The sequence below is a fragment of the Pseudoalteromonas sp. GB56 genome, from assembly GCF_054923835.1.
The window spans coordinates 1,730,701-1,745,851 of record NZ_JBPCHK010000001.1 but is presented as its reverse complement, the minus strand read 5'-3'; the positions used below and the strand labels follow the sequence as shown (position 1 = coordinate 1,745,851).

Annotated in this window: 11 protein-coding genes; 5 read left to right on the top strand and 6 right to left on the bottom strand. The window is 44.4% G+C overall.

Annotated elements, in window-relative coordinates; translation table 11 throughout:
- Window positions 1–18: 18 nt before the first annotated feature.
- The 5 genes from ACH19P_RS08310 to ACH19P_RS08290 all read right to left on the bottom strand — a co-directional run bounded on the left by ACH19P_RS08310 (window position 19) and on the right by ACH19P_RS08290 (window position 4,117).
- Window positions 19–702, bottom strand: coding sequence for a GntR family transcriptional regulator (locus ACH19P_RS08310; protein WP_462158132.1), 684 nt, complete (start codon window positions 700–702; stop codon window positions 19–21).
- Window positions 703–909: 207 nt separating this feature from the next.
- Complete coding sequence (locus ACH19P_RS08305; RefSeq protein WP_462158131.1) at window positions 910–2,133, bottom strand: sensor histidine kinase; 1,224 nt, start codon at window positions 2,131–2,133, stop codon at window positions 910–912.
- A gap of 19 nt (window positions 2,134–2,152) precedes the next feature.
- Complete coding sequence (locus ACH19P_RS08300; protein WP_462158130.1) at window positions 2,153–2,863, bottom strand: response regulator transcription factor; 711 nt, start codon at window positions 2,861–2,863, stop codon at window positions 2,153–2,155.
- Complete coding sequence (locus ACH19P_RS08295; RefSeq protein ID WP_462158129.1) at window positions 2,863–3,261, bottom strand: DUF3019 domain-containing protein; 399 nt, start codon at window positions 3,259–3,261, stop codon at window positions 2,863–2,865. The genes ACH19P_RS08300 and ACH19P_RS08295 overlap by 1 nt, the downstream gene beginning before the upstream one ends.
- Complete coding sequence (locus ACH19P_RS08290) at window positions 3,254–4,117, bottom strand: MipA/OmpV family protein (RefSeq protein ID WP_462158128.1); 864 nt, start codon at window positions 4,115–4,117, stop codon at window positions 3,254–3,256. The genes ACH19P_RS08295 and ACH19P_RS08290 overlap by 8 nt, the downstream gene beginning before the upstream one ends.
- 377 nt (window positions 4,118–4,494) lie before the next feature.
- On the opposite strand from ACH19P_RS08290, the gene ACH19P_RS08285 reads away from it, so the two are divergent.
- The 4 genes from ACH19P_RS08285 (at window position 4,495) to rsmF (ending at window position 11,137) form a co-directional block, all read left to right on the top strand.
- Window positions 4,495–7,449 (top strand): S8 family serine peptidase, encoded by a 2,955-nt coding sequence (locus ACH19P_RS08285; RefSeq protein ID WP_462158127.1) that lies wholly within the window; start codon window positions 4,495–4,497, stop codon window positions 7,447–7,449.
- A complete protein-coding gene (locus ACH19P_RS08280; RefSeq protein ID WP_462158126.1) occupies window positions 7,436–9,181 on the top strand; it encodes a hypothetical protein in 1,746 nt (581 codons plus the stop codon). The genes ACH19P_RS08285 and ACH19P_RS08280 overlap by 14 nt, the downstream gene beginning before the upstream one ends.
- Entirely contained in the window at window positions 9,138–9,470 is a 333-nt protein-coding gene (locus ACH19P_RS08275; RefSeq protein ID WP_462158125.1) for a hypothetical protein, read from the top strand. Before ACH19P_RS08280 ends, ACH19P_RS08275 begins: the two co-directional genes overlap by 44 nt.
- A gap of 224 nt (window positions 9,471–9,694) precedes the next feature.
- Window positions 9,695–11,137: a 16S rRNA (cytosine(1407)-C(5))-methyltransferase RsmF gene (gene rsmF, locus ACH19P_RS08270; protein WP_462158124.1), complete on the top strand. Its 1,443-nt coding sequence runs from the start codon at window positions 9,695–9,697 to the stop codon at window positions 11,135–11,137.
- Window positions 11,138–11,538: 401 nt separating this feature from the next.
- On the opposite strand, the gene ACH19P_RS08265 is transcribed toward rsmF, so the two are convergent.
- The gene (locus ACH19P_RS08265) at window positions 11,539–13,818 is read right to left on the bottom strand and encodes a TonB-dependent receptor (protein ID WP_462158123.1); all 2,280 of its coding nucleotides are present in this window, start codon (window positions 13,816–13,818) and stop codon (window positions 11,539–11,541) included.
- A 255-nt stretch (window positions 13,819–14,073) separates the two neighbouring features.
- Here ACH19P_RS08265 and ACH19P_RS08260 point away from each other — a divergent pair, with 255 nt between their 5' ends.
- Window positions 14,074–15,087 carry a LacI family DNA-binding transcriptional regulator gene (locus tag ACH19P_RS08260; protein WP_462158122.1) on the top strand — a complete coding sequence of 338 codons (1,014 nt, stop codon included), beginning with the start codon at window positions 14,074–14,076 and terminating at the stop codon, window positions 15,085–15,087.
- Window positions 15,088–15,151 lie beyond the last annotated feature (64 nt).

Sequence of the window (15,151 nt, the reverse complement as noted above, 5' to 3'; positions counted from 1 at the left end):
TGCTTTGAACGGTTGCGGTTATTGCGCCGCGTTAAATTTGTTTTCTATGTTATTCATTGAGTAGCTGATGTGACGCTCCATAAGCATCTGGGCCAACTCACCATCGCGATTCGCAATGGCATTGATAATAGCTAAGTGCTCGTCGAATGCTTTCGACACGCGTGGACCTGTCATGCCCATTTGCACGCGGTACATACGAACAAGCTGATATAAGTCATGATAGAGCAAACTAAATAAATGCTCGTTTTTAGAGCCTTTAATGATGCGATAGTGAAAATCTAAATCACCTGCTTCTTGGTAATAAGACTCGCCCTCTTTCACTCGTTGCTCATTGAGATGCTTGTTCAACAAGCCCTTGATGTCGGCAATCTCTTCATCCGTCATATTCTGAGCAGCCAAACGGCACGCCAGTCCTTCAAGAGCAGCGCGCACTTGATAGACTTCGATTAGACGCTCAGGCGTCAAGGCCACAACACGACAACCCACGTTTGCTTTACGCTCAACGAGGTTACATGCTTCTAATCGATTTAAGGCATCACGCAGGGTTGCACGCGATACAGAGAAGCGCTTAGCTAATTCGGGTTCAGAGATTTTTGACCCTTGAGCGATGCCTCCTTCCACAATAGCACGGCGTAAATCAACAAAGACTTGATCCGCCGCTGTGGTTACTTGCTCAATGGGTTGTGCTGATTGATGAGTCACGCTTTTCTCAAATTGTCGACAATCTTGGCATGTACTATGAGAGAGATACGGGACATTGTCAACATGGCCAACAGCATATTGTCGACATAACCTGTAGTTATAGTGGTCAAAATACGACCAAAGTCTACATTTTATGTAAATATGTCGACATATTAATGGAAGGTGTCTTAACTTTCTTCAACCTACAAAATGCGAACTCGGTTATAATTATGTAGGCATGATTGCAGGGTCACTGTCACAATGAATTGGTATTGTGATACTGAATGTTGCACCACCTAATGACGATCGGCTCACAGATATTTGCCCGTGATGCCAAAAAATAATCTTTTGAGTAATTGCCAAGCCCAAACCAAAGCCTGGCAAACTTTTATTCTGAATTTGCGTGTATGGTAAAAACAACGAATCGACGTCCTTTTCTTCAATTCCAAGCCCGTCGTCTTCGATATGAATTAGTATGTGCTGTTTACTTTCACTGAGAGCGACACGAATACACACTCTAGAGCGTGCATATTTACAGGCGTTATCGATAAGATTCTTAATCGCTCTTGAAAAACTTCGCATGTCGATTTCAATGTCAGGCAAGGGACTGCTCAGCAACTCTAAAGCGATTTTTTTCTCCGTAATTGCGCCAAAGTATTGTTGCTGCTTTTCAATTATAGGTAGCAGTGCTTGTCTCTGTTTATCCAAAACAACAGCCTCATTCTCTAGCCTTGAAAACGACAAGTACTCTTCAACCAACGATTCCATTTCATCAAGATCAATGTTTATCTCTTGCTTCATGTATGCCAAATTGTTGTTATTCAGTGCCTCGGTGGCAAAGCGAATTCGGCTTAGAGGCGTTCTAATTTCATGTGACACGGTGTCTGAAAGCTCTTTTTGCAGCGCCATTAAACGTGCTAACCGCTTGAGCATATGTTCGAATGCCATATTAACAGGTCTGAAAAATCGCCCCGTTGTGGTAGGAAGAGTAGATAAATTCCCTGTTTTACCGAACTGCTTTGCCGCTTTTCGCAATCGGTCCATTTCTCGAAATAGCGGGTATAGGCCACCTAAAATGGCTATCACCACGAATAGATAAAACAGCAATGTGTAGAGGTACATTTGCCCTTGATATTCAGAAGAATAAGGACCAAGAGACAAAATTAACCCATTGGTGAGCTGGTGATAGTAGTAAAGTTCACCTTTATCATTTTGTAGAGGGATGGTTTTTCCCGCTTTTAACTCAATCTCTAGTAATTCACCAAGGTGCACCGACTCTCTGTCAAATACCGTTGCCTTACTGAGTTTAAATCCTGATACACAAGGGCGTTGAAGACACAATTGCTCAACCAACTCAATTAAGTCTGATCTGGGTACCTGTACCGGATAGGCTCGCTGATACCACGTATCGGCGACGACGACCAAAACAAGCAGTGCAAAAATAACTATCAAGGAATACCTAATGTAATATTTAAGCACTGGCACTCTCAACACTCAGCATATATCCTTGGCCCCACAGCGTTTTGATTTTACAATCTGACTCAGGAATTGAATTAATCTTTTTGCGCAACCTACTTATACGACCATCAATCGTGCGATCCATCCCGTCATAAGGCTTTCCAGTTATATTAACGAACAAATAATCTCGAGAGACTGAGTGGTTTTTATTTAGTGCGAGTAACCAAAGAACATCAAATTCATGACGTGATAACTTAACCTGAATACCGCACAAATATGCGGAACGGCTCGCCTTATTTATGGTTAAATCCCCAAGCTGAACTAACTGACTATTATTGGCTTTTACTGGCTTTTGACTGCGTTGCAATGCAACTTTGACTCGCGCCACCAGCAGTTCAGGCTTTATTGGTTTGACCATGTAATCATCCGCACCAAGCTCAAACCCTTTTAATTGATGTTCATCAGAACTGAGTGCCGACAGGAACAAAAATGGTCCATCATAGACTTTGCGAAATTTCTTAATTATTTCAAACCCACTTGTACCAGGCAGCATAATATCGCACACCACTAAATCGATGTTCATCGCCTGTGCGGCAATATCCAACTGCGCAATATGGCTAAAGTGCGTAACGCCAAAACCCTGCCCTTGCAAAAAGTTAGAAATAAACGCTGCTAATCTAGCATCGTCCTCGATAAGAAGAATTTCAGCGCTGATACAAGACATTAAAATACACTCCACACTCTTCGATTGACCACTCGCACATCCCGATTTAACTCCAGCACTTGCACTTCTTGGCTAACACTAAATAGTGGTAGGTCTGTGGGTGTTAGCTCATATACCGACGTTTTTCTTGATTTTATGTCGACTTCTTTCTCGTCTCTTAGTTTTTGTGAACAAACCAGTGTGGTGGCGGCTCCTTTGAGTGAAAGACAAACTTGAGTTGCATAGTTTAATGACCATGAGAAAACAAAACGGGTTTTGCATTGTGCATTTTTTTCTGTAACACACACCGCTGGGCGAACAGTAAATCGCTGAATTGGGTTCATGCTACTGTCAGCTGCCCACAAAGGGATACAACAAGATGCAACCCCTAGACTTAAAGGTAGAATCAACTTAATCATCTATCCTCCACTTCACACCGATAAAGTAAGAAACCGTGTGATCTTTCACAATCAGTGGACTAGATACAATCTCGTCGCTCAATTGCTCATACCGTAGCGCCCCCACGAGCCACTTATTTTCACCCCATGGGTACGCCAGTTGCAGTTGTCCGCGCCAGTTAAAACCGCCACTAGGGCGATAAATATTGCGTCCTTGGTCATCAGATACACCATAGTAGTAGTTGAGTAATTTACTGGATTTATAGTCAACACCGAGTAACCCTTCAACAGTCCAATCCCCCATGTTTGAAGACTTTTTAATGTGCGCACTGATTTCATCGCCATCATGACCCGCAGAAATGTCTTTACCCCAACTGACACTTGCATCAAGCCAGCCGTAATATCGCCATACTGCAGCAGCGTTGTACGTTAGGTTTTTTTCAAGTGCAGTTTTTTCAATTTCGAATTTTGGTTCCTGAGTGGAGGAGCCACTCACTTTGGTGTCAGGGTCCGGTAGCGGGTTGATATCAAGAGGTGGAGACGCAGCCGCTAATATTCCACGATATTTATGGGGGAACATTAATCCGTCTTGATTGAGTTGCCCTTCTAAACTCAGAGAGTATTTCGGTGTCTCTTTAAATGTCCACCCAACACTAGTGTTGAATAGATAAAACCGTTCACCGAAATAACGGATATCAGGCAATACAACCAAAGTGATATCGTCTTCATCAATTAGAGCCGAGCGCATTTTGCCATAGCCTGCAGAGACCGATAGTTGCCAACTATCTACAGCTGCTAGTTGCAAAGGTTCGCTTTCTTGTGCACATACACTGATGCTGCAAATAGTAAGCAATAATGAAATAAAACGATTCTTCATAGGATCTCTAAAGCATGGCCCAGCCAACTTTTTATCTTGATAACAGCAATGACTCTTACTTAATACTAACCAAGGTTGGTGATGTTTAAAAACCGCGCGAAAAATTAAAAATGAACAACCACCGATGAAATCACATAAACAATCCCACAAAACTCAAACAACTACACCTTTAAGCATCATTTATGCGCAACCTAAACTTGAAGCCGCAAAAATTTGTACAAAACTCCACAATCCAGATAAACCCCTTGATATTGCTAACAAGTTATTAAAGAGTAAGTTACTTTTTGTACAAAGTTAGACAATTTACCCCTTGCTCATATGCCTAAATACGCTCTGCAAAACATCCGTATTTGCTGTAAATGAGTTTGGAGTAGAAAATGAGAAACAAAAATCAGCTTGCTATTTCGATAGCAGCCGCACTATACACAGCGGGTATAGCTGCAAGCACAAACACCTTGCAGTCTCAACAAAACGACTATGTTAAGCCCGACTTCCTCGAGGAAATAGTTATTACTCAAGAAATGGTCGAGCGAAGTGAAGCACGCAATCACAGACGCAACCGCTTTACTGGTGAAACAGAAAAGGCATCGTTTAATAACAACAATAACCAAGTTAATCAGCACCGTGCTGTCGTTGCTAAAGTGCCATTTCAATGGGATCCAGCAATTTCAGGTGAGCATACCTATATTGTTGAATTTACAGACCAATCTGTATCTTTATACGATGGTCGAGTAACCGGCTATGATGCCACTAATTTACGCCTCACAGATAAGCCCTCTGTATATATCGCAAATCAAAATGCTTACAAGATCAACACTCAAGATCCCGCTGTTCGTGACTACGTACAATACTTACAGAACCAACAGCGTGACCACATAGCCAACATTTCTCGAGCGATAGGTCAATCAATCGAACCTCGACGTACTTTTCAATACGCCCTCAACGGCGCATCCATGGTACTGACACAAGAGCAAGCGTCGCACATTGCCAATCTACCGGGCGTGCGCAACGTTCAACTGTCAAAAAATTATGAATTGTTGACGGATGTAGGCCCAAAACACATCAAGGCTGATAAAGTGTGGCCACTAGCCAATAGCAATGCCATGACCACCAAAGGTGAAGGCGTGGTAATGGGGATCATTGATACAGGAATCAATTCAGACCACCCTTCATTTGCCGCGCAAGCAGATGATGGATATGTGCATACCAATCCTCGCGGTCGTTTTTATGGTGACTGTGAAGCTGCTGAATTTGCCCATATGTGTAATGCTAAACTGATTGGTGTGCGCTCCTATGATGTAATAACGGACACCTATTGGTCCCCTGCTTACCAAGAAGAATACGCGTGGCATCAAACACCTGAAGCGCCGATTAGGCCTGAAAATGGTGAAGATTATCAGGGGCATGGGTCTCATACTGCCGCAACTGCTGCGGGCAATGAATTATTCGATGTAGCCTATCGCATCCCAGAACTTACAGTCACTTCTGATGGTACGCCTACGGACTTAATTTTCCCTCATATTTCGGGGGTTGCTCCACGTGCAAACATTATCGCCTATCAAACCTGCTATGCGAACGATGGATCTCTCGGGGACGAAAATAGCCCTACAGCACAATGGCAAGGTTGTCCTGCTGAGGCGCTCGTGGCCGCTATTGAAGATGCTATCCAAGATGGTGTTGATGTCATTAACTTCTCTATTGGTGGTGGTGAATCAAATCCATGGGAAGACAGTGTTGAAATGGCATTTTTAAGTGCACGTGAAGCCGGTATATCAGCAGCATTAGCTGCTGGTAACAGCGGTTGGAGTAACATTGACCACCCTTCCCCTTGGGTCACCTCAGTTGCAGCAACAACCCATGGCCGTGAAATCTCTTACAGCCCAAAATATCTGCAAGCTTTGAGTGGCGGCGATAGCACGCCTCCTACTGATATCACAGGAAAAGGGTATACAGAGTCATTTTCAGGCCACATGGTTCTAGCCAGCGCTTACGGTGATGAAAGCTGTAACAGCCCATTTGCTGAAGGTACCTTTAGCGACAATCAAATAGTGGTATGTAAGCGCGGCAAAATCGCCCGCGTTGATAAAGCCGTTAACGTACAGGCAGGTGGCGCCGGTGCAATGGTATTGTACAACGGCAGCTACACCGAAAATGACGTGATGCCAACCGATCCCTACGTTATTCCTGGGATATTAATCAATTCATATGACGGCGCTAACTTAGTTAATTGGTTGTCTACAGGTAGCGATCATTCAGCGACCATATCAGCCTCATCGATGGACGTAACTCAGGGCATAGCAGACTTCGTTGCAGATTTCTCTTCTCGCGGTCCAAGTCGGGTGATCCCTGATTCGATGGTTCCGAATGTTGGTGCGCCAGGTGTGAACGTATTTGCAGCTTATGCAGACGATCAACCTTTCACCGCTGCGCCTTTGACGACTGATTACCGACTCAACTCTGGCACCTCTATGGCTGCTCCGCATGTAGCCGGCGCAATGGCGCTATTGACACAACTTCATCCTGATTGGACACCTGCAGAAATCCAATCTGCGTTGATGACTACCGCACATGAAGGCACGTCAACTATCAACTACTGGGGGGACATTGGTGCTGCTGGCATTGATGATTTCGGTAGCGGTATCATTGACGTCGAGCAAGCATCCAAGGTAGGGCTTGTACTGGACGAAAATGCAGACAACTATCGTGCAGCAAACCCATTCAACGGCGGCGATTTGCCATCATTAAACGAAGCCTATTTGTTTAATATGAATTGTGAATTCGACTGCACGTGGATTCGTACCTTCCGCGCGACAGAGGATGGGACTTGGTCAATCGACATGACTGAAAACACAGGTGATGGTTTAGCCCTACTTAATCTGTCGGCGCATCCATCTACCTTCAGCCTTAAAAAAGGCGAAGTTAAAAGTGTAATGTTCACGGCGGCCGTTAAGGATATTTCGAACCCCATCAACTCGACCAAAGACGCTATATTTGAAGGCTTGGTGACTGTAACACCACAAAGCGCATCGATGCCAACGCAAAAGCTGCCCATGCGTGTACAATTCAGTGGTGACGGCCTTCCAAACAATGCGAGCTTTGATATTCATCGACAAACTGGCAGCCAAGTTAGCGCTCCTTTGTACACCAAGGAAGTAAACTCAGTGACGGTTAATGGACTGGTTAAAGGCCAGAGTAAAACCCATAACCTAGCGCCCATTGAATCAGGAAAAGGGATTCAAAATTACCCAGATTTAGACAGTATGCCAGGGCTAGATGTTATTCATTTCAATGTTCCCGAGGGCACAAAACGACTTATTTTTGAGAATCACTGATGTACCAAATCGTACCATCTTCAATGATGTAGCAATGGACATTGGTCGCGACGCAAATGGTGATGGCAAAGCCCAATGGTTTGACGAAGCGATTTGTTATTCATGGACGTATGACTATAACTATTGCGCCATCGACAATCCAGAGCCTGGTATGTATTGGGCGAGCGTAGGCAACTACACACTCTACGACCCAAACCATCCAAACGGTCTTGATGCCCCTCTCGAAATGACCACAAACTTGGCAATCATTGGCAGTGACAATAATCATCACTTAGATGTAGAGATTGAAGGCGAAGCAAATGGTATTGATGGCTATCGACTGAATATGAATTGGCATCTACCAAACGCCAAACAAGGTGATGTGTATTTCGCCGCGATTGATATGGGCCGAGATAGCAATAATCCGAGCGATGTGGGCACTATGGGAGCACGCTTCGAGCACAAGGGCGCTGATCTCACTGTGCATGCCAGCCAAAGTGCCATTAAAACGGGTGACGTCGTCGACTTCTATGTCGAAGCTAAGCCGAATATGACGCTAAAAGACCGCAACTTTACCCTGACCGCGCGTTTACCTGATGGTATGAACTTATCGAAAGAGAGCATTCATGCAGAGGGCATCTATGCATCGATGACCTCAGTAGAAGGTAACACAGTGGTGATAAGCGGTGTTCAACCATCTGAAGCACTCACACAACGTGAATATATTTGGACCACGTCAGAAAATGATGACATGTGCCGTATTCCGTATGAAGATAATGACTTCAAAGATAATTGGTTTGACTTGTCATACATCTTTCCTACACCAACATCTATTTCTGGAAGTGTTTGGAACGACTTTTACGCAGAATATTGGATGTTGGGACTCGAGGGGTTGGAGTTTTATGGTAATGAGTACAACGATGTATTCACCATCAACCCTGCGGGCTTTATGTCGCCTTCAGGTAGTTTCTACATGAACTTCACACACACGCCAATGGAATATTTGCAGTTCCCAACAACCATGGTCGCACCACTTTGGCACTCTGCAGCATCCATGACTCCGGGCTTAGATTTCATGACTGGTTCGTATAACGGTATCTACGCTGCGCGTACTGTAAACAATGAAATTATTTTACAGTGGAATGGTGCTAACGTCTTTGATTTCTGGACGTGGGTCAGCGGCAGTTACAATACCCAGATGATCATGAAGACCAAACCAGAATATGATGAAGGTCACTATGAAATCCTGTTTGGTTATGAACGTATTGATGAATCACTTGGCGGTGCTGGCACAATTGGCACCCGAGGCTACCATGGATTCCTAAACCCATTTGGTCCAAATGAAGGTTACGGTGTCTCTACACTTGCTTACAACAATGTACTTGATGTGGCTAAGCCAAACACCTTGATTTGTGGTGATTACAAAGGCCCTGAGCAATCGGCTATTCGCTTAAAGTTCAGTGCGTTAGCGAATAATAATGGTGCAGGGCAAGATCAACAGGTTGTTGTAACGAGTAACTACGATGATGCTGAAGAAATCGCAGAGTCAGTAACCTTATCAGGCAGTGCAAACATCAAGTTAGGTCAATTCAATGATATCACTATCAATGAAAATGAAATGATTCAGGGCCTTGAGGTTATATACAGTGCCACCAACTCAACCGAAAAGGTAATCAGTGTGTCCGGTGAGCATATTGATGCCAACGTTCATGGACACACTTCAGGGTGCCGCTATAGACATTATGCCGAGTGATAATTGGTATGGTGAAACTTTAGTAACGATTACCGTGAGTGATGCGGTAAATACCCATGATTCAACCAGCGCTTCATTCATGGTTACCGTTGTCTCTGATGGTGTTGAATATGGCTGCACAGATTCGAGTGCAACTAATTTTGACAGCAAGGCAAACACTGACGATGGCAGTTGCGCATATGAAGTAGGTACAACAGAACCGCCAAAAGTTGAAAAATCATCTTCTGGTTCGATGGCATGGCTACTGCTGCTAACTCCATTCCTATTGTTCAGGAAACGCGTTAAGTGAGACCTCTGAAACAGTGACCAAAGCCGGGCCTGCCCGGCTTTTTTTATTGCTGCTAACTCTGTGCAGTAAAGTTATTAAGCTGAAGTATCTTCGCCATTTTTTGCAACCGGATTATGTAAAATAGCGTTCGTAAAGGTAATCAGACAAAGACATAAAAACATCGGCATTCTCAACGGTGATGCGATACACTATAGCCAGATTTTTGCCCTTCATTGCCCATGTCTATGAACATCAACACATTTATACCCGAAGCCTTCATCGAAGACGTTAAAAGTTACATACCAGAACACCTGTCAATTGAGGACTTCGTGGCGGCATGTCAAACACCGCTTAAACGTGCTGTGCGTGTAAACACGCTAAAAATGTCGACCGACGAATTCGAACAAGAATGCGCGCAACGGAACTGGGAGATCACCCCGGTACCTTGGTGCAAGCAAGGCTATTGGTTAGAACGCCCAGAGCAGGAGGAGGCAGCCCTCCCTTTAGGAAAAACCGATTTACATCTCAGTGGTTGTATTTATGTGCAAGAAGCCAGCTCTATGTTACCACCAATGGCGTTATCAGAGGCGCTGTCGCAGGCGCGCACTGTCCTCGATATGGCTGCCGCACCCGGTAGTAAAACGTCACAACTTGTGGCTATGCTCGATAATGAAGGCTTTTTGATTGCGAATGAATTTTCCTCTTCACGACTAAAGGCCCTCAGTGCAACCCTAAAACGCGTGGGTGCACACAATGTTGGTCTTACACACTTTGATGGTGCAGTGTTTGGCAACTACATGCCAGAGATGTTCGATGCAATCTTGCTTGATGCGCCTTGTTCAGGCGAAGGCACGGTGCGCAAAGATGCCGATGCGTTGAAGAATTGGTCATTACAGTCAAACATCGACATCAGTGATGTACAAAAATCACTTATAAAAAGTGCCTTTCACGCGCTTAAAGTTGGTGGCACGCTGGTTTACTCAACCTGTACATTAACGCCTGTCGAAAACCAAGCGGTATGCCAATACCTGCTCGATGAGTTTGCTGGGCTTATTGAAGTACAGACGTTATCAGATTTATTCACCGGTGCTGAAAAAGCCACCACCGATGAAGGCTACTTACACATTTGGCCACAAATTTTCGACAGCGAAGGCTTTTTTATTGCCAAATTCACCAAAACAGGTGCTAGAGCCGTTAGTGAGCCCAAAACGAAAAAAGGTGCGTTCCCTTTTTCACCTATGCCATCAAAGCAGCTGCAATCATTCACCCAAGAGATTAAGAAACACTTTGATGTAAAATCCCTACCTGGGGACATGTACCTCAGAGATAAAGAAGTGTGGTTGTTTCCGACAGTAGAAAACGAACAGCTTCTGCACGCAGTGAAATTTTCGCGTATTGGTATTCTAATCGGCACCACGCATAAAAATGGCGTGCGATTGGAGCATGAATTCGCCACCTGTTTAGGGCAATTAGCGAATAAAAACACCTATGATTTAGACTCTCAGCAGGCCGCAGATTATTTCAACGGTAAAGATATCCGTTTACCACAACCCACGACATCCACAGGAGAAGTAATCATGCGTTTGAATGGTGCAAGTGTCGGCTTAGGCAAGTGGCAAAAGAACAAAATTAAGAACTCATTGGCGCGTGATTTGGTGTTAGATGGAAAGTTAATAACTTGGGAATAACTTGGGGAAGACCGAGGGATAAAAATCATATCTATTTTTACATATCTTTACAAAACAATTGTAATTTACTGATTTTTATAATAATTAATTACTAGTATTTTATTTCACTTTTTGCAGTGAGTTAACTACAATTAAAAAGACTTTCGCTTCTCCCGTATGAATGTGAATAGTTTATTTAGTTAGCGCACGGCTCATCATGAGCCATTCCCCTATGCCCAGGACAATGCGGATTCGTCCTGGGCGTTTTTTATTCCACTGCTTGTACTCATCACCATTTTTGCGACCAATTGCTATCAGTTAGAACTAATTATTTTACACGGAAACAGCTTACTAGCGTTCAAAATTGCAAGCATAAAAAAGCCGCTGAGCAGGCAGCGGCTTTGGATCTTGCAATAGATTCGTTAAAACATGTAAGCTACGCTGAGCTTTACGCTGCGCGGCATAATGTAACGACCGTTCGGCGCATCAGCATTACGCGGGTCCCCTTCGGTGATCCCTTTTTCATCCGTCAAGTTATCCACAGATAATTGCAGTTTGATGTTTTCCACCGGCTCTAAGGTCGCACCGATATCTATTTTCTCATACCCCTCAAGAACCACTGTGTTTTCATTGTTCCCCCAACGGTCATCAACTGCGCTCAATGTTCCGTAAACACTAGCAAACATGCCATCAACCTCGAACTCGTAGCTCGGTGTCATGCGCAATTGCCATTTTGGTTGACGTTGTGCTTCATTGCCTTCGTTACTTGGGCTTTCAGTGATTTCAGTGTCTTGCAATGTGGCATTGAGATTCACACTAAAACCAGATTCGTGGTTATAGTTAAAATCGAGCTCAACACCGATCGCTTCGTTAGTAAGAATCTCAGCTGGTTCACCAGGGCGACGGACAAAGGTGTCACCTTTCACTTCATTGGTAAAGAGCGTTGCATATAGGTCTGTGCTTTCACCCATGAACTTGTAGCCAAGTTCCGCTTGCGTCACTTCTTTAATTAACGATTCGCCACTTTGGTAAGTGCCAAAATTATCTCTAAAATCATCAAAATAAGGCATTTTATAGCCTTTGTTCATGCGCAAGAACATGCCTTGATTTGAACTAAATTTGTAGTCACCACCAATTGTCCATGAGGTCTTACGTTCGTCGTAATCCACGTATTTATCAGTGGTCCCATCAAGACCTTCATCAACAGAATATTCCACTTCATGCTGCTCTGAACGCAAACCGAGATCAAAGGTCAAAGCATCATTAAAGTAGTATTTTTGCGTGGTATAAAACGCAAGTGTTGTCGCATCCCCTACACTGTTGATGTCATAGTTCCAACTGCACCCTGCAACGTCGGTATTACACGCGATGCCATCAAGCATTTCGCCGCCTTGCTCAACAACATGATAAGCCGTGTTACCTAAACTCCACCAGTCATTGGCTGATGTCGTTGCTGTGTATATACCGTATGAGCTAGATAGAGAATCAAAATCTTTACTCACGGCTAAATCATTAACAAAGGCTTCAATCTCTTTGAGTACAACCCAACGACCATATGCTTGAACCATGGTGTCGCCACTGTACTGTGTTTGCGTAACAGCACCAAGCGCAGTAGTGCCATTATCAGCCACACTCGCCAAGGCAACTGCTGAGCCATCTGGAACTAGACCATAGGTATTTGCATCGCCTTTGGTCAAACCGAATCTGTCTACCAATTCCCAATCGTTACCTAATTCCAGTTTCAAACTACCGCCAGAGACAGAGCCATTCCACCCACGTCCCTCACCTAGGTCAAAATTAACAACTTGGTTGTGTTCACCGGCAAACACCTCAGCATAACGATTTTTAGTGCCAATTTGCGTAAAGCCACCGTCTACACCCTCAACATTGAGTGGCGTTGGTAAGTACCAAGCACCTCGGTCGTCCGTAACACGAGTGAAGACATTAAACTCACCATTATCAAACTCTTTGGTGATGTTAATGGTGAGCTGATTGCCCTTTTCTGAAGTAAAGCCAGCATCACGAATACCCGGTGAACGTTTCACATAGCCACCAACCATAAAAAATAGGTCTTCCGCTAGTTCTCCACTGAGTACCGCATCCACTCGATTCAAACCATAATCCGACGTGGTGTATTTAAATGACCCTTCGGTTTCTTCATACCCACGCTTTAAACTAAAGTTCGTGGTTAAACCTGGCTGACCGTTTGATACCACAGGGTTTGGGCCGCCGCGCAGACCTTCCATCCCTGAGATGGTGTCATCTAAGCGGAATATTGAAGAGTTTTCTAAAAATGAAAGTGTTGGTGCTGGGTATACCGGCACACCTTCTAGACTCAAAGTCAAAAACGGTGCGTCACCGCCGCCAGGGAAGCCTCGCACGAACACGTTTGCGCCTGATTCGCCCCCTGAGGTTTCAACCCAAACACCTGGGACAGCTTTAAATAATTCCGCTGTACTTTTTGGTGCGAGTCGTTCGATTTTCGTCGCATCTAAGTTAGTTACAGCGAACGCAGCATCAACCTTACGAACGCCTCGTCCACCAGCAGTACCTGATACGATGATAGTTTCAACTTTTTGTTTATCTGTTGCAGCTTCTTCATTTGCTTGCGCAGAAAACGCCAAAGATACAGCAAGTGCAATCGTACTCAGCTTAGCACTGCTCTTCGCGGTTTTGGCTAATTTATTAGTGTGTTGTGCCACGGGAACCCCCACATGTTGACTATTTTTTTTGCCAATGACATCTCTGTCGAGCATGTAATCGTGTGTTGTTTATAAAAACGCCCATATCGACGTTTTTTTAAACATAATAATCTATGCAAACGTTTGCAAGCATAAAATGTAATTTTGTGACAAATTTGTTTCTAAATTGGTCCATAACCGCTTTGATTCATGGACTTGCAACTTACTGCGCGGTAAGCTTAGCGCTCACGAATCGTCAATGGCACGAAAATAAGTATGCAAAGTAATAAGTTAAAACTGGCAGATCTGGCAAAACTGGCCGGTGTTTCAACATCAACCGCATCACGTGCCTTAAACGACAGTCCACTTCTCAAAAAGGAAACGCGCGAGCATATTCAGCAACTAGCGAAACAACATAACTTTTCGCTCAATGCTGCAGCGAGTCGCTTACGCGCTCAAAAGACCAAAGTTATTGCCGTGCTGTTGAACCTTGATGCTTATACAGAGCAGTCTGTTGACGATCCCTTCTTACTTAAAGTTGTTAGTGACATCAACTTAGCAGTGAATAAGCAAGGCTATGAGCTACTGCTATCAAACTCGTTTATGGCGGGCAATGACTGGCATGGTTATTTTATTGATGGCCGCCGAGCAGATGGCCTGATTGTTGTCGGCCAAGGCAAACAACAAGAGCGCATCGAACATGCAGCCGCTGCAAAAACACCACTGGTCGTATGGGGTGACCCAAATATTGCCAGTAACTACGCCATAGTTGGCAGTGACAACTTCCATGGCGGGCAAATAGCGACCGAACACCTTATTGATAGAGGCGCCCGTAAACTGTTGTTTATAGGCGACCCTGCCCACCCAGAGTTAAGCGAGCGTTATCGCGGCTTTTTACACAGCTGTGAACACGCACAACCAGATCACAATGTATCCTGTGAACTCCTTAAAATTGACATCACAAGTGAAGCTGCTTACGCCGCGATAAACGCCAGACTACTCAAGCAAGGCTTGGATTTTGATGGCATATTTGCTTGCAGTGACATGCTCGCATTAGGCGCGATGAAAGCACTTAAAGAGCGTTATGTCAGCATTCCAAACGATGTGCGTATCGTTGGCTTCGACGACATTAGCATGGCAGACATTAGCTCTCCTTCGTTAACGACAATAGCGCAAAACACCCGCCGCGCGGCTACACTGCTGGTCCAGAAGCTTATTGCTCAATTAGCCGGCGAATCCATCGGAAGTGAGCAATTAGCTGTGGACCTCAAACAAAGACAATCAAGTTAAGTTTCAAATACCTAGCTACGGTGTTTACAATTAGTTAATGCAAACGTTTGCAAATGAATGGGGA

Bases quoted from the DNA above. Each gene is read 5' to 3' on its own strand.
- ACH19P_RS08275 (WP_462158125.1), top strand. From the start codon at position 9,138: ATGGACACACTTCAGGGTGCCGCTATAGACATTATGCCGAGTGATAAT.
- ACH19P_RS08300 (WP_462158130.1), bottom strand. From the start codon at position 2,863: ATGTCTTGTATCAGCGCTGAAATTCTTCTTATCGAGGACGATGCTAGA.
- ACH19P_RS08295 (WP_462158129.1), bottom strand. From the start codon at position 3,261: ATGATTAAGTTGATTCTACCTTTAAGTCTAGGGGTTGCATCTTGTTGT.
- rsmF (WP_462158124.1), top strand. From the start codon at position 9,695: ATGAACATCAACACATTTATACCCGAAGCCTTCATCGAAGACGTTAAA.
- ACH19P_RS08285 (WP_462158127.1), top strand. From the start codon at position 4,495: ATGAGAAACAAAAATCAGCTTGCTATTTCGATAGCAGCCGCACTATAC.
- ACH19P_RS08260 (WP_462158122.1), top strand. From the start codon at position 14,074: ATGCAAAGTAATAAGTTAAAACTGGCAGATCTGGCAAAACTGGCCGGT.
- ACH19P_RS08290 (WP_462158128.1), bottom strand. From the start codon at position 4,117: ATGAAGAATCGTTTTATTTCATTATTGCTTACTATTTGCAGCATCAGT.